The following is a 24,521-nucleotide window of genomic DNA, read 5'->3' on the forward strand; positions in this document are numbered from 1 at the left end:
CGGCCAGCCGGCAGCAGCGGCGCCGACCTTACCGGAGCAATGACATGGGCAACCGCCTATCGAAGATCTACACCCGTACCGGCGATCAGGGCGAAACCGGCCTGGGCGACGGCCGGGGGGGGGCGGAAAAACCCNNGTGCCGAAAAGCCACCCGCGCATAGAAGCCATTGGCGAGGTAGACAGCCTCAACAGCCAGCTCGGCGTGCTTTTGGCAGGCCTGGCCGAGCAAGGCCTGGAAGAGGTCACTGCGGTGCTCGCGCCGTGTCAGCACCGCTTGTTCGACCTGGGTGGCGAGCTGGCCATGCCCAGCTACCAGGCCTTGAACCAGGCAGAAGTGGAGCGCCTGGAGGCGGTCATCGATGTGTGGAACGAAGAGCTGGGGCCGCTGAAGAACTTCATCCTGCCCAGTGGTTCGATGCTGGTGGCGCAGGCCCATGTGTGCCGCAGCCTGGCGCGCAGCGCCGAGCGGCGCTGCCAGCAGCTGCATGCGCTGGAACCACTGGAAGGGGTGGGTCTGGCGTACATCAACCGTCTGTCCGACCTGCTGTTCGTGGCGGCCCGGATCATCGGGCGGCGACAGGGGGTGGCCGAGGTGTTGTGGCAGCCTGCTGAAAAACCGCAGGGCTGACAGGTTCGGGGCGGCCTGCGCGGTGTCGCGAAGGGCCGCCCCAATGGCTCAGGCCTCGGGCCAGAATGCCCGGATGCCGGCCACACCCTGGGCCCCGGCTTCCCAGGCTCGCTCGCGCTCACCCGGCCCTACCCCACCCAGCAAGTACACCGGCTTGCTGAACCCGGCCAGCAAACGTCCAGCTTCGTCCCAGCCCAACGGCGCCGCCTCGGGGTGGGTCTGGGTTGCCTGGACTGGCGACAGGGTGACGAAGTCGACGCCCATCTGCTCGGCCAGTGCCAGCTCTTCGGCGCAGTGGCAGGAAGCCGCCAACCAACGCTCGCGGGGAAACGGCCGACCTTTGGCGGCGTACTTGCGTAACTGCGCCGCGGTCAGGTGCCAGCCGGCCGAAGGGAAATCGCCCAGCCATTCCAGCGGCCCCTTGAGCATCAACTGCGCCTTGCCCGCACATAGCCCAACCGCATCCACCGCCACGTCGCGGTACTTGGGGTCGTACATGTCCGGGGCGCGCAACTGAATCAGCCGAATGCCGCTGGCAACCGCCTTCTGGATGCCCTTGAGCAGTTGCGGCACTTCCAGGCCATCGGGGGTAATCAGGTACTGGTCCGGCAGGCGCGCGGCAGCCACGATCGGCTGGTTGGCCTCGGGAAATTCGTACTGCGGCAAATCGCGCGGGGCAACCCACGCCAGCGGCTGACCCTCGGCGCCATGCGCTTCGCCGGTGAAGGCCTGCACTTCACGCACGTCCAGCAACACCTGCTTGTCCGGGTAGTCGTGGCTGACCTTGATCAGCGCACGCGAACGGCTCACCTCGATACCCAGCTCTTCGCGCAGCTCGCGGGCCAGTGCCGCTTCCACGCTTTCACCGGCTTCGACCTTGCCGCCGGGAAACTCCCACAGGCCACCCTGGTGCTGGGTGGCGGCCCGCCGCGCGATCAGAATGCGGCCATCGGCGCCACGAATGACCGCTGCTACAACATGAATCCGTTTCACACTTCACGCTCCGCCAGGCCAGCCTGCAACAAGGCGCGCAACGTGTCGCCGAAGTTCAGGTGATCGCTCATGGTTCGTCTCCTGGTTCTGGAATTGTGGGGCCGTTGCCCGACCCCATCACTGCATCAGGTACGGTATTCGGCGTTGATCTTCACGTACTCGTGCGACAGGTCGGTGGTCCAGATGGTTTCGCTGCACTGGCCACGCCCCAGTTCGATCCGGATCGTGATCTCTTCCTGGGCCATCACTGCCGAGCCCTGGGCTTCGGTGTAGCTGGGGCTGCGGCCGCCCTGGCTGGCGATGCACACGTTATCCAGGTAGACGTCGATCAGGCTCACGTCCAGCTCGGGCACACCGGCACGGCCCACCGCGGCGAGAATACGGCCCCAGTTCGGGTCCGACGCGAACAGTGCGGTCTTGATCAGCGGTGAGTGGGCCACTGCGTATCCAACGTCCAGGCATTCCTGGTGGTTGCCACCGCCGTTGACCTGCACGGTCACGAACTTGGTCGCACCTTCGCCGTCACGCACGATGGCCTGGGCCACGTCCATGCACACCTCGAACACGGCTTTTTTCAGGGCCTCGAACAGCGCACCACTAGCTTCGGTGACTTCTGGCAGGTTGGCCTTGCCGGTGGCGATCAGCATGCAGCAATCGTTGGTCGAGGTGTCGCCATCGATGGTGATGCGGTTGAACGACTTGTTGGCGCCGTCCAGCATCAGGTCCTTGAGCACCGCCGGGGCAACCTTGGCGTCGGTGGCGATGTAGCCAAGCATGGTGGCCATGTTCGGGCGGATCATGCCGGCGCCCTTGCTGATACCGGTCACGGTCACGGTCACGCCATCGTGCTGGAACTGGCGGCTGGCGCCTTTGGGCAAGGTATCGGTGGTCATGATGCCGGTGGCCGCTTCGGCCCAGTTGTTCTCCGACAGGTTATCGAGGGCGGCCTGCAGCGCGCCTTCGATCTTTTCGACCGGCAGTGGCTCGCCGATCACCCCGGTGGAGAACGGCAGTACCGATTCGGCGGGTACGCCGGCCAGTTCGGCCAGCTTGGCGCAGGTGCGTTCGGCGGCTGCCAGCCCAGGGGCGCCGGTACCGGCGTTGGCATTACCGGTGTTGGTCAACAGGTAGCGCACGGTGCCCTGTACACGCTGCTTGGAGAGGATCACCGGTGCCGCGCAGAAAGCGTTGAGGGTGAACACGCCCGCCACGCTGGAGCCTTCGGCGCAGCGCATGACCACCACATCCTTGCGCCCAGGACGCTTGATGCCGGCAGAAGCGATGCCGAGTTCAAAACCCGCAACCGGGTGCAGGGTGGGCAAAGGACCAAGACCAACAGCCATTAGAGCGCTCCTAGAAAATTCGGTGGATGTACAAAAAACGGGGCCGCAAAGCGGCCCCAGGATGTATCAGGTTACAACACCCAGGTCAGATCATTCGATCTGCCCGTGGCAATGCTTGAACTTCTTGCCCGAACCACACCAGCAAGGCTCATTGCGGCCCAGCTTCTGCTCGTTGCGCACCGGCGCCGAGGCAACGGCCACTTCGGCCTCCTCCTCGCTCAGCTGCTCGCCTTCCAGGCCAGGGGCTGGGGCGTGCTCAAACTGCATGCGGCTGGCCAGCTCCTCGGCCTCGCGGCGCAGGCGGGCTTCCTCTTCGACCGGGTCTTCGCGGCGTACCTGAACGTGCGACAGCACGCGGATGGTATCGCGCTTGATCGACTCCAGCAGTTCCTGGAACAGGCTGAACGACTCGCGCTTGTACTCCTGCTTGGGGTTCTTCTGCGCATAGCCACGCAGGTGAATACCGTGGCGCAAGTGGTCCATGGTCGACAGGTGGTCTTTCCACAGGTCGTCCAGCACACGCAGCAGAATCTGCTTCTCGAAGGTACGCAGGGCGTCGAGGCCGGCCTGGTCTTCTTTCTCGGTGTAGGCCGTGGTGATCTCGTTCAGCAGCTTCTCGCGCAGCGTCTCCTCGTAGAGGTGATCGTCTTCGTCGAGCCACTGCTGAATCGGCAGCTTGATGGCGAAGTCGCTGGCCAGCGATGCCTCCAGGCCGGCCACGTCCCACTGCTCGGGCAGCGACTGCGGCGGAATGTGCTGGCTGATGGTAGCGTCCAGGACTTCCTTGCGGAATTCGACGATGGTGTCGCCAATGTTCTCGGCCGCCAGCAGGCTGTTGCGCATGTGGTAGATCACCTTGCGCTGCTCGTTGGCCACGTCGTCGTATTCAAGCAACTGCTTGCGGATGTCGAAGTTGCGGCCTTCGACCTTGCGCTGCGCCTTCTCGATGGCATTGGTGACCATGCGGTGCTCGATGGCCTCGCCCGCCTGCATGCCCAGGGCCTTCATGAAGTTCTTCACCCGGTCGGAGGCAAAGATACGCATCAGGCTGTCTTCCAGCGACAGGTAGAAGCGGCTGGAGCCCGGGTCGCCCTGACGGCCGGAACGGCCACGCAACTGGTTGTCGATACGGCGCGACTCGTGGCGCTCGGAGGCGATCACGTGCAGGCCACCGGCCTCGATCACCTGCTGGTGACGCTTCTGCCAGTCGGCCTTGATCTGGGCGATCTGCTCGGCGGTCGGGTTTTCCAGGGCGGCCACTTCGGCTTCCCAGTTACCGCCCAGCAGAATGTCGGTACCACGGCCGGCCATGTTGGTGGCGATGGTCAGGGCACCCGGCGCACCGGCCTGGGCGATGATTTCGGCTTCTTTCTCGTGGTACTTGGCGTTCAGCACCTTGTGGTCGATACCTTCTTTCTTCAGCAGGTTCGACATGTGTTCGGACGTTTCGATGGTCGCGGTACCAACCAGAATCGGCCGGCCCTGCTTCATGCTTTCCTTGATGTCGGCAATGATCGCGGCGTACTTCTCGTCGGCGGTCAGGTACACCAGGTCGTTGAAGTCCTTGCGCGCCAGCGGCTTGTTCGGCGGGATGACCATCACGTTCAGCGCGTAGATCGACTGGAACTCGAAGGCTTCGGTGTCGGCAGTACCGGTCATGCCGGACAGCTTGGTGTACAGGCGGAAGTAGTTCTGGAAGGTGGTCGAGGCCAGGGTCTGGCTCTCGGCCTGGATGTTCAGGTTTTCCTTGGCCTCGATGGCCTGGTGCAGGCCTTCGGACAGGCGCCGGCCCGGCATGGTCCGGCCGGTGTGCTCGTCGATCAGCAGTACCTGGCCGTCCTGGACGATGTACTCGATGTTGCGGTGGAACAGCTTGTGTGCGCGCAGGCCGGCATACACGTGGGTGAGCAGGCCCAGGTTATGCGCCGAGTACAGGCTCTCGCCTTCAGCCAGCAACCCGGCCTGGGTCAGCATCTCTTCGATGAACTGGTGACCGGCCTCGTTGAGCTCGACCTGGCGGCTCTTCTCGTCGATGGTGAAGTGGCCTTCCTGAGTGACCTGGCCTTCGACTTCTTCGATGTGCTGGGTCAGGCGCGGGATCAGGCGGTTGATCTCGATGTACAGCTTGGAGCTGTCTTCGGCCTGGCCGGAGATGATCAGCGGGGTGCGCGCTTCGTCGATGAGAATGGAGTCCACTTCGTCGATCACGGCGAAGTTCAGTTCACGCTGGAACTTCTCGTCCTGGCTGAACGCCATGTTGTCGCGCAGGTAGTCGAAACCGAATTCGTTGTTGGTGCCGTAGGTGATGTCGGCCGCATAGGCAGCACGCTTTTCTTCCGGCGGCTGGAAGGCCGATACGATACCGACCGACAGGCCGAGAAACTCGTACAGCGGGCGCATCCAGTTGGCGTCACGGCGGGCCAGGTAGTCGTTGACGGTAACCACATGCACGCCCTTGCCGGACAGTGCGTTGAGGTACACGGCCAGGGTACCGACCAAGGTCTTGCCTTCACCAGTACGCATTTCTGCGATCATGCCTTCGTGCAGGGTCATGCCGCCAATCAACTGAACGTCGAAGTGGCGCATGCCCATCACGCGCTTGCCGGCCTCGCGGGCCACGGCAAAGGCTTCGGGCAACAATTGGTCCAGTGTCTCGCCTTTGGCCAGGCGCTCCTTGAACTCTGCAGTCTTGCCCCGCAGTTGCTCGTCGGAGAGGGCCACCATCTTCTCTTCGAAGGCATTGACGATACTCACCGTCTTGAGCATGCGTTTTACTTCACGCTCGTTCTTGCTTCCAAAAAGTTTTTTTAACAAAGGCGCAAACATATCGGCAGGATCTTCCACACGTAGGGATGGAGGGCGGCCCCATGAGTCGCCCGTGCAGCCCTGAGGCCGCATGCGAACGAGCATTCTACCCGGAAACGATGGTGAGGAAAGTGGTGGATTTCCACGATGCTGGCACAGCGCTTTGGCAGGGGCTTGGTTTAGATAGGGGCATTTTCCCTGAGTTCAAGGTTTGGCAACATGAAAGGTATCGAGAACCAGTCTTATCTTGCGTTGCCTGTGCAGGCCTCTTCGCGGGCACGCCCGCTCCCACAGGGACCCCACAATACTCAGGCCTGGAGTAATCCTGTGGGAGCGGGCGTGTCCGCGAAGCGGCCAGCACAGGTTCTACAGGTGTTAAACTGCCGATCTTGTAACCTCATGCGTACCCCCAATGGCCTACAAACCCTCCCCCGCCCAGCCACCCTCGGCCCTGCTGCGCCAGGTGCGCCCGCTGCGCCTGCTGCTGAACCAGGCCGAACGCCTGGAACACCTGCAGCGCCTGCTGGAAAGCCAGCTGCAACCGGCTGCCCGCGAGCATTGCCACGTGGCCTCATGGCGCGATGGCACCTTGTTGCTGGTGGTGACCGATGGCCATTGGGCTACCCGCCTGCGCTACCAGCAGAAGCGCCTGCTGGCCGCATTGCAGGCCATGGAAGCTTTTGGCAACCTCCGGCGCATCCTCTACAAGGTGCAGCCGCCCCTGGTACCGGCCAAACGCGGCGGGCATGCTGCCGAGCTGTCCACCAGCGCCGCGGCAAGCCTGCGTGACACCGCCGAGGGCATCGCCGACCCCAAGCTGCGCGCTGCACTGGAGCGCTTGGCCGCCCACGCTGGCGACAAGCAATAAAAAAGGCCACCCGAAGGTGGCCTTGATTACAACACTAGAGAGAGTGTTCGAACTTACACGGCCGCAACAGGGCGCATGTACGAGATCGGTGCCGTACTGGCATCTTCGAACGTGACCACTTCCCAGGCATCGGTTTCGGCAATCAGCTTGCGCAACAGCTGGTTGTTCAGCGCGTGGCCGGACTTGTAGCCCTTGAACTCGCCGATCAGGCTGTTGCCCAGCAGGTAGAGGTCGCCAATGGCGTCGAGGATCTTGTGCTTGACGAATTCGTCATCGGAACGAAGGCCGTCTTCGTTGAGCACACCTGTCTCGTCGACCACGATGGCATTCTCGACACTGCCACCCAACGCAAGGTTGTGCTTGCGCAGGTACTCGATGTCACGCATGAAACCGAACGTGCGGGCGCGGCTGACTTCCTTCACGAACGAGGTGCTGGAGAAGTCGACAACCGCGCTCTGGGTCTGGCCCTTGAGGACCGGGTGATCGAAGTCGATCTCGAAGCTCACCTTGAAACCGTCGAAAGGCAGGAAAGTGGCGCGCTTGTCGCCCTCTTCCACAGTCACCTCACGCAGGATGCGGATGAACTTCTTGGCTGCGTCCTGTTCTTCCAGGCCGGCAGACTGAATCAGGAATACGAAGGGACCGGCGCTGCCATCCATGATCGGCACTTCCGAGGCGGAGAGCTCGACGTAGGCGTTATCGATGCCCAGGCCCGCCATGGCGGAGAGCAGGTGCTCGACCGTATCGACCTTGACGTCACCGTTGACCAGCGTCGTCGACATGGTGGTCTCGCCGACGTTGGCCGCACGCGCAGGGATCTCGACCACAGGGTCGAGGTCGGCGCGGCGGAAGACGATGCCGGTGTCAACAGGTGCAGGCTTGAGGGTCAGGTAAACCTTCTCCCCGGAGTGCAGGCCGACACCTGTGGCACGGATGGTATTCTTCAGGGTGCGTTGTTTAATCATGGCATTGGCCGCTTCAGCGCAAATTGCGAACAGGTATCAACAAAGGCTAGGGATGATAACAGACCCAACCTTTGATGAATACCAATCACCTTTATACCCCTGATAAATTCCATTAATCAGCCTGACGACGCAGGAATGCCGGGATATCCAGGTAATCCAGGTCATCCTGAGGGTTCATTTTCGCGGCTGCCGCAGCACCGGCGTGGGCCTGGTTGCGCATTACGGTCGGGCGCTCCAGGTCACGGTAGTTCACGGCTGGCTGCTCCTGACGAACTGGCGCCGGGTTGGACGCTTCATACGCCTGCTGGGCAGTCTGCAGGGTGTTGTCGACCACTTTCACAGGCTTCTCGATACGCGCGCCCAGGCCGGTGGCCACAACGGTCACGTGCAGTTCGTCACGCATGTCCGGATCGATCACGGTACCGACCTTGACCATGGCGTGGTCAGAGGCGAAGGCTTCGATGATGCTACCCACGTCGGAGTATTCACCCAGCGACAGGTCCGGGCCAGCGGTGATGTTCACCAGGATGCCGCGGGCGCCCTGCAGGTTGACATCTTCCAGCAGCGGGTTGCGGATGGCTGCTTCGGTGGCTTCGCGTGCACGGTTCGGGCCGCTGGCGCAACCAGTACCCATCATCGCCATGCCCATTTCACCCATGACGGTGCGCACGTCGGCGAAGTCGACGTTGATCATGCCCGGGCGCTTGATGATGTCGGAGATACCGCGCACGGCACCGGCCAGTACATCGTCGGCCTTGGCGAAGGCGGACAGCAGGCTGGCATCCTTGCCCAGGATGGTCAGCAGTTTCTCGTTGGGGATGGTGATCAACGAGTCGACGCTTTCAGCCAGCATGCGGATGCCTTCATCGGCGATCTGCATGCGCTTGCGGCCCTCGAACGGGAACGGACGGGTCACCACGGCTACGGTGAGGATGCCCATTTCCTTGGCCACTTCGGCGATGATCGGTGCAGCACCGGTACCGGTACCGCCGCCCATGCCAGTGGTGATGAACACCATGTTGGTGCCTTGCAGCACTTCGGCGATGCGCTCACGGTCTTCCAGTGCGGCCTGACGGCCGACTTCCGGATTGGCGCCAGCACCCAGGCCCTTGGTCACGCCAGTGCCCAATTGCAGGATGGTGCGTGCACCAATGTTTTTCAGGGCCTGAGCATCCGTGTTGGCGCAGATGAATTCCACACCTTCGATGCTGCTCTTGACCATGTGGTTGACGGCGTTGCCGCCACCACCACCAACGCCGATCACTTTGATGACCGGGCTTTGCGGGACGTTGTCTACGAGCTCGAACATTTTCCCTCTCCTTACAGTTCTCTAGTTGTTGCGCCTACCACTACTGCTTTGAAACTTAGAAGTTGCCCTGTACCCAGCGCTTGAAGCGTTCAAGCACTGGGGCCTTCGGTTCATCGCCATAGCTGTTGTTGCTGCTGTTGCTGCTGCCGGTCAGGACCATGTCCTCGGACTGCTTGAGCAGGCCGTAGGTGAGCAAGCCCACGCCGGTGGAATAAATGGGGTTGCGAACCACGTCGCTCAGGCCCCGAACGCTGTGCGGTACGCCCAGGCGTACCGGCATGTGGAAGATTTCCTCGGCCAGTTCCACGGCACCTTCCATCTTCGCGGTACCGCCGGTGAGGACGATGCCCGCTGGCACCAGGTCCTCGTACCCGCTGCGGCGCAGTTCGGCCTGGATCAGGGTGAAGAGCTCGTCGTAACGCGGCTCCACCACCTCGGCCAGGGCCTGACGCGACAGCTCGCGCGGTGGGCGGTCGCCCACGCTCGGCACCTTGATGGTCTCGCCAGCGCCCGCCAGTTTGGCCAGGGCGCAGGCGTAGCGGATCTTGATTTCTTCGGCGTACTGGGTCGGGGTACGCAGGGCCATGGCGATGTCGTTGGTCACCTGGTCGCCGGCAATCGGAATGACCGCGGTGTGGCGGATCGCGCCTTCGGTGAAGATGGCGATGTCGGTGGTACCGCCACCGATGTCGACCAGGCACACGCCCAGTTCCTTTTCATCGTCGGTGAGCACCGAATAGGCCGAAGCCAACTGCTCGAGGATGATGTCGTCGATTTCCAGGCCGCAGCGGCGCACGCACTTTTCGATGTTCTGTGCCGCGTTGACCGCGCAGGTCACCACGTGAACCTTGGCTTCCAGACGCACGCCAGACATGCCCAGCGGCTCGCGGACGCCTTCCTGGTTGTCGATCACGTAGTCCTGCGGCAGGGTGTGCAGCACGCGCTGGTCTGCCGGAATGGCCACCGCCTGGGCCGCGTCCAGTACCCGCTCCAGGTCGGCCAGGCTGACCTCGCGGTCACGGATGGCGACGATGCCGTGGGAGTTCAGGCTGCGGATATGGTTACCGGCGACGCCCACGAACGCCGAGTGGATGCGGCAGCCGGCCATCAGCTGCGCTTCTTCGACGGCGCGCTGGATCGATTGCACGGTCGACTCGATGTTCACCACCACGCCTTTTTTCAGGCCGCGGGACGGGTGTGTGCCGATACCGACGATTTCCAGGGTGCCGTCTTCGCCCACTTCGCCGACCAGTGCCACCACCTTGGAGGTGCCAATATCCAGCCCGACGATCATTTTGCCGCTATGCGCGTTTGCCATGGTCCTGCCTCTCTCTAATTCTTCGCAACGGCGGGTTGGGCCGTCGTCGGTGCAATCGGTTCCCGCCAACCAACGGCAAGTCCGTTGGAATAACGCAGATCAATGCGGGCGATAGTGCTGATCTGGTCTTTGAGTGTCTTGTCGTAAATGGCAATGAAACGGCGCATCTTCTCCACCAGATGGTCGCGCCCCAGCAGCAGCTCGATGCCCGGCCCGGCGCTGCTCGCGCCAGTGGTCAGGAACCAGCTGCCTCGCTCGCGCAGCTCCAGGCGAGCGATGGAAAAGCCCAAGGGGCGCAGCATCTGGCTCAATACCTGATACTGCTGCATGACTTGTTGCTGGGCACGCTGCGGCCCGGCAAGCTGCGGCAGGTGCTCATAGTTGGCCAGCTCGCGCGGGGTGAATGCCTGGCCCTGGTTGTTGAGCAAGGCTTCGTCGCCCCAGCGCGCCACCGGCAGCTGTTCTTCCAGGCGGATCACCACCTCGTCAGGCCACACCCGGCGCACTTCGGCGTGGGCGATCCAGGGCATCTGTTCGAGCTCCGCACGCATCGCCGGCAGGTCGACACTGAAGAAGCTCGCGGCCACGTAAGGGGCGATGCGCTGCTGCACCGACTGCTGGCTGATGTAGGTGAGGTCGCCCTGCACATCGATCTTGGCGATGGGCCGGTCGGCATAAGGCATCAGGCGAATGGCCCCTTCGTAGGCACCGAAGCCTGCTGCCACCAGCAATACCGGCCACAGCAGACGCTTCAGGCCGCCGAGGCTGGGCCGCGGCAGGCGCGCCGATACGGGCTCGTCGGCCACCAGCCTGCTGGCACCACGCGGCACCGGCTTGCTACGGCCGGTTACGGGTTGCTGCTGACGTATCATTGCGCCTTGCATGATGATTAACCTCGCGTCGCCACGCTTTCGGCCAGGATTGCCAGCACCAGTTGCTGGAAGTCCAGGCCAGCCGCGCGGGCCGCCATGGGCACCAGGCTATGATCGGTCATGCCGGGTGCGGTGTTTACTTCGAGCAGCCAGAACCGGCCTTGCTCGTCCTGCATCACGTCCAGCCGCCCCCAGCCCTCGATGCCAACGGCATCACAGGCACGGGCGGTCAGGTCGATCAGTTCCTGTTCCTTGGCGCTATCCAGGCCGCACGGAATGCGGTACTGGGTATCGTTGGCGATGTACTTGGCGTCGTAGTCGTAGAACACGTGCGGTGTACCCAGGGCGATCGGCGGCAGCACCTGGCCGCGCAGCACCGCAATGGTGAACTCCGGGCCGTGGATCCACTGCTCTACCAGTACCTGGGAATCGTACTGGGCAGCGTCTTGCCAGGCGGCGATCAGTTCCTCGGCGCTGTTCACCTTGGCCATGCCGATGCTAGAGCCTTCATGGGCGGGTTTGACGATCAGCGGGAAGCCCAGTTCCGTACTGGCCTGCAAACAATCGCTTTCACTCGCCAGCACCGCGTGGCGCGGGGTAGGAATGCCCAGGCTCTGCCACACCTGCTTGGTACGCAGCTTGTCCATGGCCAGGGCCGAAGCGAGGATGCCGCTACCGGTATAAGGGATGCCCAGGCACTCCAGCAGCCCCTGCATGCTGCCATCCTCACCGCCACGGCCGTGGAGGATGATGAAGGCGCGGTCGATCTTCTCGTTCTGCAGGCGGTCGAGCAGGTCGTCACCGACGTCGATGGCAACGACGTCCACACCGGCGGAGGTCAGCGCATCGATCACGGCGGCGCCGGACTTGAGCGACACTTCGCGCTCGGCACTCTTGCCGCCGTACAGCACGGCAACGCGGCCAAACGCTTTCACGTCGAGGGTAGAGTGCAGCTTGTCGTAGGCGCTGGTCATTTCGACTTCTCCTGCTTGGCGCCAGCGAACAGCGGGCTTTTCATCAGTTGCGGGGCCAGGCCGCCAACGTCACCGGCACCCTGACAGAGCAGGATGTCGCCAGCGCGCAGCAACGGCTTGACCAGTGGCGCCAGCTCGGCGCCACGTTCGATGTAGATCGGGTCGAGCTTGCCGCGCTGGCGAATGCTGTGGCACAGCTGCCGGCTGTCGGCACCGGGGATGGGCTCTTCGCCAGCCGGGTACACCTCCATCAGCAGCAGCACGTTGGCATCGCCCAGCACCTGAACGAAATCGTCGTACAGGTCGCGGGTGCGGCTATAGCGGTGCGGCTGGTAGACGATCACCAGGCGGCGGCTTGGCCAGCCACCACGCACAGCCTTGATCACGGCGGCCACTTCGGTCGGGTGGTGGCCGTAGTCATCGACCAGCATCACGCTGCCGTCTTCGACCGGCAGCTCGCCGTAGACCTGGAAGCGACGCCCAACGCCCTGGAAGCCGGAAAGGCCCTGCACGATGGCTTCGTCAGTGATGCCTTCGTCAGTGGCAATGGCGATGGTGGCCAGGGCATTGAGCACGTTGTGGTTGCCCGGCATGTTCACCGACACGTCCAGCGGCTCGCAGTCGCGGCGCAGCACGGTGAAATGGGTCTGCATACCCTGCTGGCGCACATTGATGGCGCGGATGTCGGCCTCTTCGCTGAAACCGTAGGTCACGGTCGGGCGCTTCACCTGCGGCAGAATCTCGCGCACCACCGGGTCGTCCAGGCACATCACCGCCAGGCCATAGAACGGCAGGTTGTGCAGGAACTCGACGAAGGTTTTCTTCAGTTTGTTGAAGTCGCCTTCATAGGTCGCCATGTGGTCGGCGTCGATGTTGGTGACCACAGCCACCATCGGTTGCAGGTGCAGGAAGCTGGCATCGCTTTCATCGGCTTCGGCGATCAGGTAGCGGCTGGTGCCCAACTGGGCATTGGTGCCGGCCGCAGTCAGGCGACCACCGATGACGAAAGTCGGGTCCAGACCGCCAGCGGCGAATACCGAGGCCAGCAGGCTGGTGGTGGTGGTCTTGCCGTGTGTACCGGCGACTGCCACACCGTGGCGGTAGCGCATCAGCTCGGCGAGCATCTCGGCACGCGGTACCACCGGAATGCGCCGCTCGAGGGCGGTGGCCACTTCCGGGTTGGCCGGGTTGATGGCGCTGGAAACCACCAGCACATCGGCAGTGGCAGCGTTCTCGGCCCGATGGCCGACGAAGATCTCGGCACCGAATGACTCCAGGCGCTCGGTGACCGGGGAGGCTTTCAGGTCGGAACCGGACACTTCATAGCCCAGGTTCAGCAACACTTCGGCAATGCCGCACATGCCCACGCCGCCGATACCGACGAAGTGAATGCGACGGATACGACCCATTTTCGGCTGGGGCATGGCTTTCTGGCTCTCAACCATGGGCCACCTCCAGGCAGATATCGACCACGGTGCTGGTTGCTGCAGGTTTGGCCAGGCGCCGTGCGGTACCTGCCATGACATTGAGTTTCTCGGGTTGCATCAGCACCTCGTTCAGGCGTTCAGCGAGCTGCGCTGCGCCAGTTGTCGCTTGTGGCATCAGGAAGGCAGCACCTTCGCGAGCCAGATATTGGGCGTTGTGGGTCTGGTGATCGTCGATTGCGTGAGGCAACGGCACCAGCACCGAAGGCAGGCCTGCCGCCGCCAACTCGCTGACGGTCAGCGCACCCGCCCGACACACCACCATGTCGGCCCAGCCATAGGCTTGGGCCATGTCCTTGATGAAAGGCTCGACCTGAGCCTCGACGCCGGCCTCGTGATAACGCTCGGCGGTGATCTGCGCGTGCTGCTTGCCGGCCTGGTGAAACACCTCGGGCCGCACGGCAGCAGGCACTTCGGACAGGGCCTTAGGCAACAATTTGTTCAATGGTTCCGCCCCCAGGCTGCCGCCCAGCACCAACACCCGTGCCCGGCGTTCGGCCAAGGGCGCGCGCGGCGCATCCAGGAACAGCTCGGGGCGCACCGGGTTGCCGGTGGTGCGGCGCTTGTCGCTGGCCTCGAAGGTGTTCGGGAACGCCTCGCAAACCCGCGCAGACAGCGGCACCAGCAAGCGGTTGGCGGTACCGGCGCGGGCGTTCTGCTCATGGATCACCAGCGGCACGCCACATAGCCGCGCGGCCACGCCGCCGGGGCCGGTCACATAACCACCAAAGCCCAGCACGCACACTGGCTTGAGCTGGCGAATGATCCGCCTTGCCTGGAGAACGGCCTTGACCAGGGTCAAGGGTGCCTTGAGCAACGACAGCTTGCCTTTGCCGCGCAGGCCGCTGACCTGGATCAGGTGCAGCGGCAGGCCGGCCTGGGGCACCAGTTCATTCTCGATGCCGCGCGGGGTGCCCAGCCAGTGCACGCTGTACCCGCGCGCCTGGAACTCACGGGCGCAGGCCAGGGCCGGGAACACGTGCCCGCCGGTACCGCCGGCCATGATCAGTACGTTCTTGCCGTCAGCGGCCATGACTGGTCTCCTCGGCAAAATCGCTTTCGCTGAATTCGTGCTCCTCGCTGCCCAGGTGCGTACGGCTTTCCCACTCGATACGCAATAGCAAGCCCACGCAAGCACAACAGATGACCAGCGAGCTGCCCCCGTAGCTGAGGAACGGCAGGGTCAGGCCTTTGGTCGGCAGCAAGCCGACATTCACCCCGATGTTGATCAGGAACTGGCCGATCCACAGGAAGGCCAGGCCGAACGCCATGTACGCGGCGAAGAACTGCTTGGCCTTCTCCGCCCACAGGCCGATGTACAGGGCGCGGACGGTCACGAACACGAACAGGGCGATGGTCACCAGCGAGCCGACCACGCCCAGCTCTTCGGCCAGCACCGAGAACACGAAGTCGGTGTGCGCTTCAGGCAGGTAGAACTGCTTCTGCACGCTGTTGCCCAGGCCAACGCCCAGCCACTCGCCACGGCCGAACGCGATCAACGCCTGGGTCAACTGGTAACCGGAGCCGAACTGGTCGGACCATGGGTCGGTAAAGGTGATCAGGCGCGCCATGCGGTAAGGCTGCGCCTGCACCAGAACGAACACCGCCAACACTGCCAGCACCACCATCAGGCTGAAGCGGAACAGCCCGACACCGCCAAGGAACAACATGGCCGCGGCCGCGCCCATCATCACCACGGTGGCGCCGAAGTCCGGTTCCATCAGCAGCAGCGCAGCCATCGGCAGCAATACGATGAAGGGTTTGAAGAAGCCCATCCACGTCTCGCGGACCTCAGTCTGGCGACGCACCAGGTACCCGGCCAGGTAGACCACCACGAACACCTTGGCGATTTCCGAAGGCTGTACGTTGAAGAAGCTGAAGCCGATCCAGCGCATGGAGCCGTTCACTTCACGGCCGATCCCCGGCACCAGCACCAGCACCAGCAAGCCGAATGCGCCCAGCAGCATGAGGAAGCCCATGCGCTGCCAGGTGGCGATCGGGACCATCAGGGTCGCACCACAAGCCACCAGGCCGAGGACCACATACACCAGATGGCGGAACATGTGGTAGAGCGGATTGCCCGACTGCACCGCAGCAACTTCCGAGGAGGCCGAGGTGATCATCACCAGGCCCAGACCGAGCAAGGCCAGGCAGCCAGCCAGCATCGCGAAGTCAAGGTCGATGCCACGGCCGCTGATCAGCGGCGACGGATAGGGCTTGAGCACACCGAAGATCATGCCAGGGCCCCCGCTGCCTGGGCGAACAACCGCCCGCGTTCCTCGAAGTTCCTGAACATGTCAAGGCTGGCGCAGGCTGGCGACAACAGCACGGCATCGCCGGCCCGGGCCAGGCCGGCGCACTGTTGCACAGCGTCGTCGAGGGTTTTTACCCGCACCAGCGGCACGTCATCACCCAAAGCTTGGGCAAGACGCTCGGCATCACGGCCCAGCAACACCACGGCGCGACAAAAACGTTTGACCGGTTCACGCAGGGCACCGAACTCGGCGCCTTTGCCGTCGCCACCGGCGATCAACACCAGCTTGCCCTCGATATCGGCCCCCAGGCCTTCGATGGCGGCCAATGCAGCACCGACATTGGTGGCCTTGGAATCGTCGTACCAGTTCACGCCGTCACGCTCGCGCACCCACTGGCAACGGTGGGCCAGGCCCGCGAATTCGCGCAGCGCTTCGAGCATCGGCTCGAACGGCAAGCCGGCAGCATGGCCCAAGGCCAGCGCCGCCAGTGCATTGCTCTGGTTATGGGCACCGCGAATCTTCAGCTCGCGCACCGGCAGCAATGCCTGGAATTCGAACGCCAGGTATTTCTCGCCATCCACTTCGCGCAGGCCGAACGCCTTGAAGTCTGGTTGGTTGAGGCCGAAGGACCAGCAAGGGCGGCCTTCTACCGGCAGTGGCCGGCTCAGGGCGTCCTGGCGGTTGACGACCACCTGCCTGGCACCGCGGAAGATGCGATGCTTGGCCAGGTGATAGGCCGGCAGGCCGCTGTAGCGGTCCATGTGGTCTTCGCTGATGTTCAGCACGGTGGCCACTTCGGCATTGAGCTGGTCGGTGGTTTCCAGCTGGAAGCTCGACAGCTCCAGCACGTACAGCTCTACGTCATCGGCCAGCAGGTCCAGTGCCGGGGTCCCCAGGTTACCGCCCACGGCCACGCGCTTGCCGGCCTTGGCTGCCATTTCACCCACCAGCGTGGTCACGGTGCTCTTGGCGTTGGAACCGCTGATGGCGATGATCGGCGCCTTGGCATGGCGGGCGAACAGCTCGATGTCCCCCGACAGCTGCACGCCCCGCGCAGCGGCCTGCTGCAGGGCCGGGGTAGCCAGGGCCAGGCCAGGGCTCACGTACAGTTCGTTGGCGCGGCACAGGAAGTCAACGTCCAGTTCACCACAGCGCACTTCCACCTGCGGGTACTCACGGCGCAGGGCGTCCAGTTCCGGCGGTTGCTCGCGGGTGTCGGCGACTGCAAAGGCAATGCCCCGGCTCGCCAGGAAGCGAACCAGGGACATGCCGCTCTTGCCGAGGCCGACAACGATGCGGAATTGGTCGGAAGCGATCAAAGACACGCTCATCTACCTCAGTTTCAGGGTGGCAAGGCCGATCAGCACCAGGATCACGGTGATGATCCAGAAGCGGACGATCACGCGTGGCTCTGGCCAGCCCTTGAGTTCAAAGTGGTGGTGGATCGGTGCCATGCGGAACACCCGTTTGCCGGTCAGCTTGAACGAGGCGACTTGAATCACCACCGACAGGGTTTCCACGACAAAGATGCCGCCCATGATGAACAGCACGATTTCCTGGCGCACGATCACCGCGATGGTGCCCAGGGCAGCGCCCAGCGCCAGCGCGCCGACGTCACCCATGAAGACTTGTGCCGGGTAGGTGTTGAACCACAAAAAGCCCAGGCCGGCACCGATCAAGGCGCCACAGAACACGATCAGTTCGCCCGAGCCAGGCACGTAGGGAATCAGCAGGTACTCGGCGAATTTCACGTTACCCGACAGGTAGCAGAAGATGCCCAGCGCGCCGCCGACCATCACCGTGGGCATGATCGCCAGGCCGTCGAGGCCGTCGGTGAGGTTGACCGCGTTGCTGGAGCCGACGATGACGAAGTAGGTCAGCACCACGAAGCCGACGCCCAGCGGAATGGTGACGTCCTTGATGAAGGGCAGGATCAGCGTGGTTTCGACGCTGGTCGGTGCGGTCTTGTACAGGAACACCGCCGCCGCCAGGCCGAACACCGACTGCCAGAAGTACTTCCAGCGGCTTGGCAGGCCCCGCGAATTCTTTTCGATCACCTTGCGGTAGTCGTCGACCCAGCCGATGGCACCGAAGGCCAGGGTGACGATCAGCACCACCCAGACGTAGCGGTTGCTCAGGTCGGCCCACAGCAGAGTGCTGACAGCGATGGCCGACAGGATCAGTGCGCCGCCCATGGTCGGGGTGCCGGACTTGGACAGGTGCGATTGCGGGCCGTCATTACGTACGGCCTGGCCGATCTGGCGAATTTGCAGCGTACGGATCATCCACGGCCCCAGCCACAGCGCCAGGGACAACGCGGTCAGTACACCCAGAATCCCGCGCAGGGACAGGTACTGAAAGACCGCGAAGCCTTTGTGGAACTGTTGCAGATACTCGGCCAACAGCAGCAGCATTAATGTTTCTCCCCGCTGGCACCGCACAAAGCCGCCACGACGTTTTCCATCGCAGCGCTGCGCGAGCCCTTGATCAAAATAGTGGTGTCGCTGGCGTTTTCGGCACTAACCGCGTCGATCAGCTCAGCTTGAGTAGCGAAATGACGGCCATTGGCGCCGAACGCCTCGACCGCATGCTTCATGTTGGAACCCACTGCGTACAGGGCGTCGACCTTGCCGCGCGCGTAGTCACCCACCTGCCGGTGGCCTTCTTCCGCCCACTGCCCCAGTTCGCCGATATCCCCAAGCACCAGGACGGTGCGGCCGGAGAAGCCGGCGAGTATATCAATGGCCGCGCACATCGAGGTGGGATTTGCGTTGTAACTGTCGTCGATCACACGCACGCCACTGGGCGCGATCTGCGCCACGGTGCGGCCCTTGACCGGCTGCACCGCCGCAAGGCCAGCTGCAATGCCAGCCAGGCTCAGACCAACGGCATGGGCAGCGGCGGCAGCGGCCAGGGCGTTGCTGACATTGTGCTCACCGAGCACATTGAGCTGCACCTGGGCCACCTCGCCGGCGCCATGCAGCTGGAATGACGGGCAACCACGGGCGTCGCGCCCAATGGCGCTGGCATGGAAATCGGCACGGGCGTCGCTGCGGGCGAAGCTGATGACCTTGTGCGCCCCGGCACGGGCCTTCCAGGTCGCGAAGGCCTTGTCGTCCAGGTTGAGAATGGCGATACCGCCCTCGCCCAGGCCTTCAAGAATCTCGCCTTTGGCTTCGACGATTTTCTCCGGGCCGCCGAACTCGCCAACATGCGCGGTACCGGCGTTGTTGATGACGACCACCTGCGGCCGGGTCAGGCCGACGGTGTAGCGAATTTCGCCGATGCGCGAAGCGCCCAGCTCGATCACCGCAGCGCTGTGCTCCGCGGCGATTTCCAGCAGGGTCAGCGGCGCACCGAGGTCGTTGTTGAGGTTGCCACGGGTGGCGTGCACCAGGCCACGGGTACGCAGGATGCTGGCAAGCATTTCCTTGACTGTGGTCTTGCCGCTGGAACCGGTAATGGCCACCACCGGCTTGTCATAGGCAGCACGGTTCAGTGCCCCGAGCTGGCCCAGGGCCAGGCGGCAGTCAGCCACGCGCAATTGCGGCAGGTCGACATCGGCCACCTCGCGCTCGACCAGCGCCGCGACGGCACCCTTGGCTTTGACATCGGCCAGGTAGTCGTGGCCGTCGAAACGCGGGCCGGTCAAGGCGACGAACAGTTGCCCGGCACTGACACTGCGGCTGTCGATGCTGACGCCGGTGAACGCCGCATCGGCGCCGATCTGCTGACCGTTCAGCAGCGGGACCAGCTGGCTGAGTGACATGGGCTTAAGCATGTGGAGCCTCCCAGGCTGCAAGTGCCTTTTCGGCTTCGATCAAGTCGGAGAAATCATGGCGCTCGCCGTTGATCTCCTGGTAATCCTCGTGCCCCTTGCCAGCCAACACGATCACGTCGTCGGCAGCAGCGGTAGCAATCAGGTGCGCAATGGCCGCGCCGCGGCCAGCGATGAATTCCACCTCGGCAGGCTTGGCAAAACCGGGGCGAATGTCGTCGAAGATACGCAGCGGGTCTTCGCTACGCGGGTTGTCGTCGGTGACCAGGACGCGGTCCGCCAGGCGCTCGGCCACTTCGGCCATCAGTGGGCGCTTGCCGCGATCACGGTCGCCACCGCAGCCGAACAGGCACAGCAGCTGGCCGTGAGCATGCGGGCGCAGGGCTTCCAGAACCTTCTCCAGCGCGTCTGGCGTATGTGCGTAGTCGACCACCACCAATGGCTTGGCACCGCCACCCAGGCGCTGCATGCGGCCAACCGGCCCTTGCAGTTTGGGGATGACGCTGAGAATCTCGTCGAGGGCGAAGTCCATTGCCAGCAGGGTTGCCACCGCCGCCAGCATGTTGCTCAGGTTGAAACGGCCCAACAGCTGGCTGCGCAGAATGCGCTCACCCTGGGCAGTGACCAGTGTGGCGCGCACGCCATGGTCATCGAAAGCGGCCTTGGTGCAGAACAGATCCGCGTCCCGGTTTTCCAGGCTATAGCTGAGCAGCCGTGACTCGATAGGATCGGCCGGCGCCCTATCGGCGAAAGCTTGAGCCAGGCGCCGACCGAACTCGTCGTCCAGGTTCACCACCTGGCAGCGCAGGCTCGGCCAGGCGAACAGCTTGGCCTTGGCCGCTTCGTACGCCTGCATGCTGCCGTGATAGTCGAGGTGATCGCGGGACAGGTTGGTCATCACCGCAATGTCGAAAGCCAGTGCAGCCACGCGGCCTTGTTCCAGGGCATGGGAGGACACCTCCATGGCCACGGCTTTGGCGCCAGCCTTTTTCAGGCCATACAGCGTCGACTGCACGGCAATCGGGTCAGGGGTGGTCAGGCGGCCACTTTGCAGTTCACCGTAGAACCCGGTACCGAGGGTGCCGATCAGGCCGCAGCGCTTGCCGAGCAGCTCCAACGCCTGCGCCAGCAACTGGGTGACACTGGTCTTGCCGTTGGTACCGGTCACGCCGACCAGGTCCAGCTGCCGGCTGGGCTCGCCATAGAAGCGGCCGGCAATATCCGACAGCTGAGCGATCAGGCCTTTGACCGGGATCAGCGGCACATCGGTCAACGGCAGCACGTTGGCGCCCTGCTCTTCATAAGCCACGGCGGCAGCACCACGGGCCAAGGCATCGGCAATGTGCCCACGGCCATCGACCTTGGCCCCCGGCACTGCCAGGAACAAGTCACCCGGGCGCACGTTGCGGCTGTCCAGGGTCAGTTCGCGGATCATCGGATCGCGGCTGGCGTGTGCGAACAGTTTGCTCAATGGCATTGTCATCACCCACGCCCTCCCTTGGCAGCGGCAGCATTGACTTGGGGTTGCCCGGCAGGTGCAACAGCAGCTGGCGGCGGCAGGTTGTCTGGCGGCACATTCATCAGGCGCAGGGTGCCGGACATGACCTTGCTGAACACCGGTGCCGAAACCAGGCCACCGAAGTAGCCACCCTTGCCCGGTTCGTCGATCACCACGACGATGGCGTAACGCGGATCGCTCATCGGGCCGAAGCCCGCGAACAGCGAGCGGTAGGCATTTTCGGTGTACCCCTTGGAACCCACCGTGGCTTTACGTGCAGTACCGGACTTGCCGGCCACGTGGTAGAACGGCACCTGGGCGCGGAACACCCCACGCGGCGCCTCGATCACCTGCTGCAACATGCCCTGGATGGTTTCCGCGGTTTCCTTCGGAATGGCCTGCACGGCCTCGGGTGCCTTGTCCACCTTGAGGATCGACAGCGGGACCATCTTGCCGTCGTTGGCCAATGCCGCGTAGGCATGCACCAGCTGCAGGGCGGTCACCGACACGCCGTAGCCGTAAGACAGGGTGGCCGTCTCGGCCTTGCGCCACTCGCGGTGGTTCGGCAGGTTGCCGACACGCTCACCCGGGAAGCCAAGGCCGGTGTACTGGCCCAGGCCGACCTGGGACATGACGCGGTAGATGGCCTCGCCACCGATGTCGAAGGCGATCTTGCTCATGCCCACGTTACTGGAGTTGATCAGGATGCCGGTCAGGTCGAGGATCGGACCCTCGCTGCGCGACACGTCCTTGATGGTGTAGCGGCCGATCTGCAGGCTGCCGGGGTATACCTCGACCTTGTCGGTAGGTTTCCAGCGGCCGCTTTCCAGCGCTGCGCTCATGGAGATCGGCTTCACCGTCGAACCTGGCTCGAACACGTCGATGATCGCCCGGTTACGCATGGCCGCCGGGAACATGCTGCGGCGGTTGTTGGGGTTGTAGGTCGGCTGGTTGACCATGGCCAGGACCTCACCGGTCTTGACGTCCATGATCACCAGACTGCCGGCCTTGGCGTTCTGTTCGGCAATGGCGTTGCGCAGCTCGCGTGTAGCCAGGTACTGCAGACGCAGGTCAATCGACAACGCCAAGGTCTTCCCGGCCTTGGCGTTCTTGGTGACCTGAATATCCTTGATCAGCCGGCCGCGCCGGTCCTTGATGACCTGGCGCTTGCCAGGCACGCCGGCCAGCCACTCGTCATAGGCCAGCTCGACCCCTTCGCGCCCGTGGTCGTCCAGGTCGGTGAAGCCGACCATATGCGCAGTGACATCACCGGCCGGGTAGAACCGGCGGAATTCTTCCAGCCCGTACACGCCGGGCACTTTCAGGTCGAGCACATGCTGGCCCTGCTCCGGGGTCAGGCCGCGGACCAGGTAGATGAACTCTTTGTTGGCCTGCTGGGTCAGGCGCTCGCTCAGCTGCTGCGGGTTTTGCCCCAACGCTGCTGCCAATTGCGGCCAGCGCTCTTTGGAGGCCTGCATTTCCTTGGGGTTGGCCCACAGGGTCGTGACCGGGGTACTGACCGCCAATGGCTCACCGTTGCGGTCGGTAATCAGCCCACGGTGGGCCGGGATCGAGATATGGCGCAGGCTGCGCGCGTCGCCCTGGCCCTTGAGGAAGTCACGGTCGACCACCTGCAGGTCGATGATGCGCCAGCAGATGGCGCCGACCATGAGTGCCAGCAGGCCGATGACCACGCGGAAACGCCATGGGTACAGTGCGCCTTCGAGTTTCATCATGGCGCCACCATCCGCACTTCGTCAGCCGCGGGCACGCGCATCTTCAATTGCTCGGACGCAAGGTTTTCGATACGGCTGGCCGCGGTCCAGGTGCTCTGCTCGAGGATCAACCGGCCCCACTCGGCCTGGGCCTTGTCACGCTCGTTCAGCTCACCGTACAGGGTATTGAGCAACTGGCGGTTCCAGTGCGCGCTGTAGGACACCGCAATGGCCGAAACCAGCACGGCAACGAACAGCAGGAGCATCAGGAAGCTCCCGCCTGGCAAGGGCTTGGCGAACAGCCTGCTCACCGCAACTTCTCCGCCACACGCATCACGGCGCTGCGCGACCGCGGGTTGGCCTTGAGCTCGGCTTCGGAGGCGAACTGGGCCTTGCCGATGAGCTTGACCTTGGGCTCGAAGACCTTGTGCTGCACCGGCAGGTTGCGTGGCAGGTTGTCGGCCTCGCCCTTGACCAGCTTGCGCATGAACAGTTTGACGATGCGGTCTTCCAGCGAGTGGAAGCTGATGACCGCCAGCCGACCGCCAACTTCAAGTGCGTCGAGCGCGGCCTCGAGCCCCGCCTCCAGGTCACCCAGTTCATTGTTGACGTGAATGCGCAAGCCCTGGAAGGCGCGGGTAGCCGGGTTCTTGCCCTTTTCCCAGGCCGGGTTGGCCACCTTGAGCACCTCTGCCAGGTCGGCAGTGCGGGTGAACGGCTGCTTTTCGCGGCGCTCGACCACGGCACGCGCCATGCGCCCGGCAAAGCGCTCTTCGCCGTATTCCTTGAACACGCGGGCAATTTCTTCCACCGGTGCGGTGGCAATGAATTCGGCAGCGCTGACGCCCTGATCGGGGTTCATGCGCATGTCCAGCGGGCCATCATTGAGAAAGCTGAAGCCCCGCTCGGGGTCGTCCAGTTGCGGCGAGGACACGCCAAGGTCCAGCAACACGCCGCTGACCTTGCCATGCAGGCCGCGCTCGGCCACTTCTGCGCCCAGCTCGGCAAAGCTGCGCTGCACAATGACAAAGCGGCCGTCTTCGGCCGCCAGCGCTTGCCCTGTGGCAATCGCTTGTGGGTCTTTGTCGAAGCCCAGCAGCCGCCCTTGCGGCCCGAGCTTGCTGAGGATCAGGCGGCTGTGTCCGCCACGGCCAAACGTGCCGTCCAGATAGCAACCGTCGGCGCGCAAGGCCAATGCCTCGACAGCTTCGTCGAGCAGGACGGTAATGTGGTTGAAGCCGCTATCTATGGTCACAGGATCAGGTCACGCAATTCGTCGGGCATGGCGCCCGGTTGTTGAATAGCTGCAAGGTCGGCTGCCGAAACCGCGTTCCAGGCATCTTCATCCCACAGCTGGAATTTGTTCAGTTGCCCCACCAGCATCGCCTTCTTGTCGAGCTTGGCGTACTCACGCAAACGGGGCGGCACCAGGAAACGCCCACTGCCGTCTAGTTCCAGGTCTACCGCATTGCCAATCAGCAATCGCTGCAGGCGGCGGTTTTCCTCACGCAACGATGGCAAGGCACGCAACTTGGCTTCTATCTGTTCCCACTCATCGAGGGGATAAACACACAAACACGGGTCCACGGCGTCGATGGTCACGATCAGCTGACCGTTGCAACGCGAATCGAGCTCGTCACGGTACCGGCTCGGCATGGCGAGACGGCCCTTGGCATCGAGACTGACGGCGTTGGCTCCGCGGAACACGGCTGCGAT

At 63.6% G+C, this 24,521-nt stretch carries 20 protein-coding genes and 1 pseudogene; 2 read left to right on the forward strand and 19 right to left on the reverse strand.

Translation table 11 applies throughout. The annotated features are described in order from the left end of the window. Nucleotides 1–44: 44 nt before the first annotated feature. A pseudogene (locus G1E_RS17925) lies at nucleotides 45–628 on the forward strand (cob(I)yrinic acid a,c-diamide adenosyltransferase). Nucleotides 629–676: 48 nt separating this feature from the next. Here G1E_RS17925 and G1E_RS17930 read toward each other — a convergent pair. The 3 genes from G1E_RS17930 to secA form a co-directional block, all read right to left on the reverse strand. Continuing rightward, on the reverse strand, nucleotides 677–1,621 hold the full coding sequence (locus G1E_RS17930) for a Nudix family hydrolase (RefSeq protein ID WP_009684403.1): 945 nt from the start codon (nucleotides 1,619–1,621) through the stop codon (nucleotides 677–679). Nucleotides 1,622–1,746: 125 nt separating this feature from the next. Beyond that, on the reverse strand, nucleotides 1,747–2,964 hold the full coding sequence (argJ, locus tag G1E_RS17935; RefSeq protein WP_009684404.1) for a bifunctional glutamate N-acetyltransferase/amino-acid acetyltransferase ArgJ: 1,218 nt from the start codon (nucleotides 2,962–2,964) through the stop codon (nucleotides 1,747–1,749). A 90-nt stretch (nucleotides 2,965–3,054) separates the two neighbouring features. After that, nucleotides 3,055–5,790 (reverse strand): preprotein translocase subunit SecA, encoded by a 2,736-nt coding sequence (gene secA / locus G1E_RS17940; protein ID WP_009684405.1) that lies wholly within the window; start codon nucleotides 5,788–5,790, stop codon nucleotides 3,055–3,057. A 391-nt stretch (nucleotides 5,791–6,181) separates the two neighbouring features. Between secA and G1E_RS17945 the strand changes: the two genes are divergently transcribed. Continuing rightward, nucleotides 6,182–6,637 carry a DUF721 domain-containing protein gene (locus G1E_RS17945; RefSeq protein ID WP_009684406.1) on the forward strand — a complete coding sequence of 152 codons (456 nt, stop codon included), beginning with the start codon at nucleotides 6,182–6,184 and terminating at the stop codon, nucleotides 6,635–6,637. A gap of 53 nt (nucleotides 6,638–6,690) precedes the next feature. On the opposite strand, the gene lpxC is transcribed toward G1E_RS17945, so the two are convergent. The 16 genes from lpxC to mraZ form a co-directional block, all read right to left on the reverse strand. Continuing rightward, on the reverse strand, nucleotides 6,691–7,602 hold the full coding sequence (lpxC, locus tag G1E_RS17950; RefSeq protein ID WP_003260771.1) for a UDP-3-O-acyl-N-acetylglucosamine deacetylase: 912 nt from the start codon (nucleotides 7,600–7,602) through the stop codon (nucleotides 6,691–6,693). A gap of 112 nt (nucleotides 7,603–7,714) precedes the next feature. Beyond that, entirely contained in the window at nucleotides 7,715–8,911 is a 1,197-nt protein-coding gene (gene ftsZ, locus G1E_RS17955; protein WP_009684407.1) for a cell division protein FtsZ, read from the reverse strand. A gap of 55 nt (nucleotides 8,912–8,966) precedes the next feature. Beyond that, nucleotides 8,967–10,229 carry a cell division protein FtsA gene (gene ftsA, locus G1E_RS17960; RefSeq protein ID WP_009684408.1) on the reverse strand — a complete coding sequence of 421 codons (1,263 nt, stop codon included), beginning with the start codon at nucleotides 10,227–10,229 and terminating at the stop codon, nucleotides 8,967–8,969. A gap of 14 nt (nucleotides 10,230–10,243) precedes the next feature. Next, nucleotides 10,244–11,113, reverse strand: coding sequence for a cell division protein FtsQ/DivIB (locus tag G1E_RS17965; protein ID WP_029886561.1), 870 nt, complete (start codon nucleotides 11,111–11,113; stop codon nucleotides 10,244–10,246). 5 nt (nucleotides 11,114–11,118) lie between these two features. Continuing rightward, nucleotides 11,119–12,075: a D-alanine--D-alanine ligase gene (locus G1E_RS17970; RefSeq protein WP_009684410.1), complete on the reverse strand. Its 957-nt coding sequence runs from the start codon at nucleotides 12,073–12,075 to the stop codon at nucleotides 11,119–11,121. Next, nucleotides 12,072–13,520 (reverse strand): UDP-N-acetylmuramate--L-alanine ligase, encoded by a 1,449-nt coding sequence (murC, locus tag G1E_RS17975; RefSeq protein WP_029886559.1) that lies wholly within the window; start codon nucleotides 13,518–13,520, stop codon nucleotides 12,072–12,074. The genes G1E_RS17970 and murC overlap by 4 nt, the downstream gene beginning before the upstream one ends. Next, on the reverse strand, nucleotides 13,513–14,592 hold the full coding sequence (gene murG / locus G1E_RS17980) for an undecaprenyldiphospho-muramoylpentapeptide beta-N-acetylglucosaminyltransferase (RefSeq protein WP_009684413.1): 1,080 nt from the start codon (nucleotides 14,590–14,592) through the stop codon (nucleotides 13,513–13,515). Before murG ends, murC begins: the two co-directional genes overlap by 8 nt. Beyond that, nucleotides 14,582–15,793, reverse strand: coding sequence for a putative lipid II flippase FtsW (gene ftsW / locus G1E_RS17985; RefSeq protein WP_176739291.1), 1,212 nt, complete (start codon nucleotides 15,791–15,793; stop codon nucleotides 14,582–14,584). Before ftsW ends, murG begins: the two co-directional genes overlap by 11 nt. Next, nucleotides 15,793–17,139: a UDP-N-acetylmuramoyl-L-alanine--D-glutamate ligase gene (murD, locus tag G1E_RS17990; protein WP_047149991.1), complete on the reverse strand. Its 1,347-nt coding sequence runs from the start codon at nucleotides 17,137–17,139 to the stop codon at nucleotides 15,793–15,795. Before murD ends, ftsW begins: the two co-directional genes overlap by 1 nt. Before the next feature lie 6 nt (nucleotides 17,140–17,145). Beyond that, nucleotides 17,146–18,228 carry a phospho-N-acetylmuramoyl-pentapeptide-transferase gene (gene mraY, locus G1E_RS17995; protein WP_003251852.1) on the reverse strand — a complete coding sequence of 361 codons (1,083 nt, stop codon included), beginning with the start codon at nucleotides 18,226–18,228 and terminating at the stop codon, nucleotides 17,146–17,148. Next, on the reverse strand, nucleotides 18,228–19,595 hold the full coding sequence (murF, locus tag G1E_RS18000; RefSeq protein WP_009684417.1) for a UDP-N-acetylmuramoyl-tripeptide--D-alanyl-D-alanine ligase: 1,368 nt from the start codon (nucleotides 19,593–19,595) through the stop codon (nucleotides 18,228–18,230). The genes mraY and murF overlap by 1 nt, the downstream gene beginning before the upstream one ends. Then, nucleotides 19,588–21,075 carry a UDP-N-acetylmuramoyl-L-alanyl-D-glutamate--2,6-diaminopimelate ligase gene (locus G1E_RS18005; protein WP_047149988.1) on the reverse strand — a complete coding sequence of 496 codons (1,488 nt, stop codon included), beginning with the start codon at nucleotides 21,073–21,075 and terminating at the stop codon, nucleotides 19,588–19,590. Before G1E_RS18005 ends, murF begins: the two co-directional genes overlap by 8 nt. Then, nucleotides 21,075–22,823 (reverse strand): penicillin-binding protein 2, encoded by a 1,749-nt coding sequence (locus tag G1E_RS18010; RefSeq protein WP_009684420.1) that lies wholly within the window; start codon nucleotides 22,821–22,823, stop codon nucleotides 21,075–21,077. The genes G1E_RS18005 and G1E_RS18010 overlap by 1 nt, the downstream gene beginning before the upstream one ends. Next, nucleotides 22,823–23,116 carry a cell division protein FtsL gene (ftsL, locus tag G1E_RS18015; RefSeq protein ID WP_009684421.1) on the reverse strand — a complete coding sequence of 98 codons (294 nt, stop codon included), beginning with the start codon at nucleotides 23,114–23,116 and terminating at the stop codon, nucleotides 22,823–22,825. Before ftsL ends, G1E_RS18010 begins: the two co-directional genes overlap by 1 nt. Beyond that, nucleotides 23,113–24,060, reverse strand: a complete 948-nt coding sequence (rsmH, locus tag G1E_RS18020; RefSeq protein WP_009684422.1) for a 16S rRNA (cytosine(1402)-N(4))-methyltransferase RsmH — start codon at nucleotides 24,058–24,060, stop codon at nucleotides 23,113–23,115. The genes ftsL and rsmH overlap by 4 nt, the downstream gene beginning before the upstream one ends. Further along, a complete protein-coding gene (gene mraZ / locus G1E_RS18025) occupies nucleotides 24,057–24,512 on the reverse strand; it encodes a division/cell wall cluster transcriptional repressor MraZ (protein ID WP_004575120.1) in 456 nt (151 codons plus the stop codon). Before mraZ ends, rsmH begins: the two co-directional genes overlap by 4 nt. Nucleotides 24,513–24,521 lie beyond the last annotated feature (9 nt).

Source organism: Pseudomonas sp. TJI-51 (assembly GCF_000190455.2).
Taxonomy (GTDB): Bacteria; Pseudomonadota; Gammaproteobacteria; order Pseudomonadales; family Pseudomonadaceae; genus Aquipseudomonas; species Aquipseudomonas juntendi.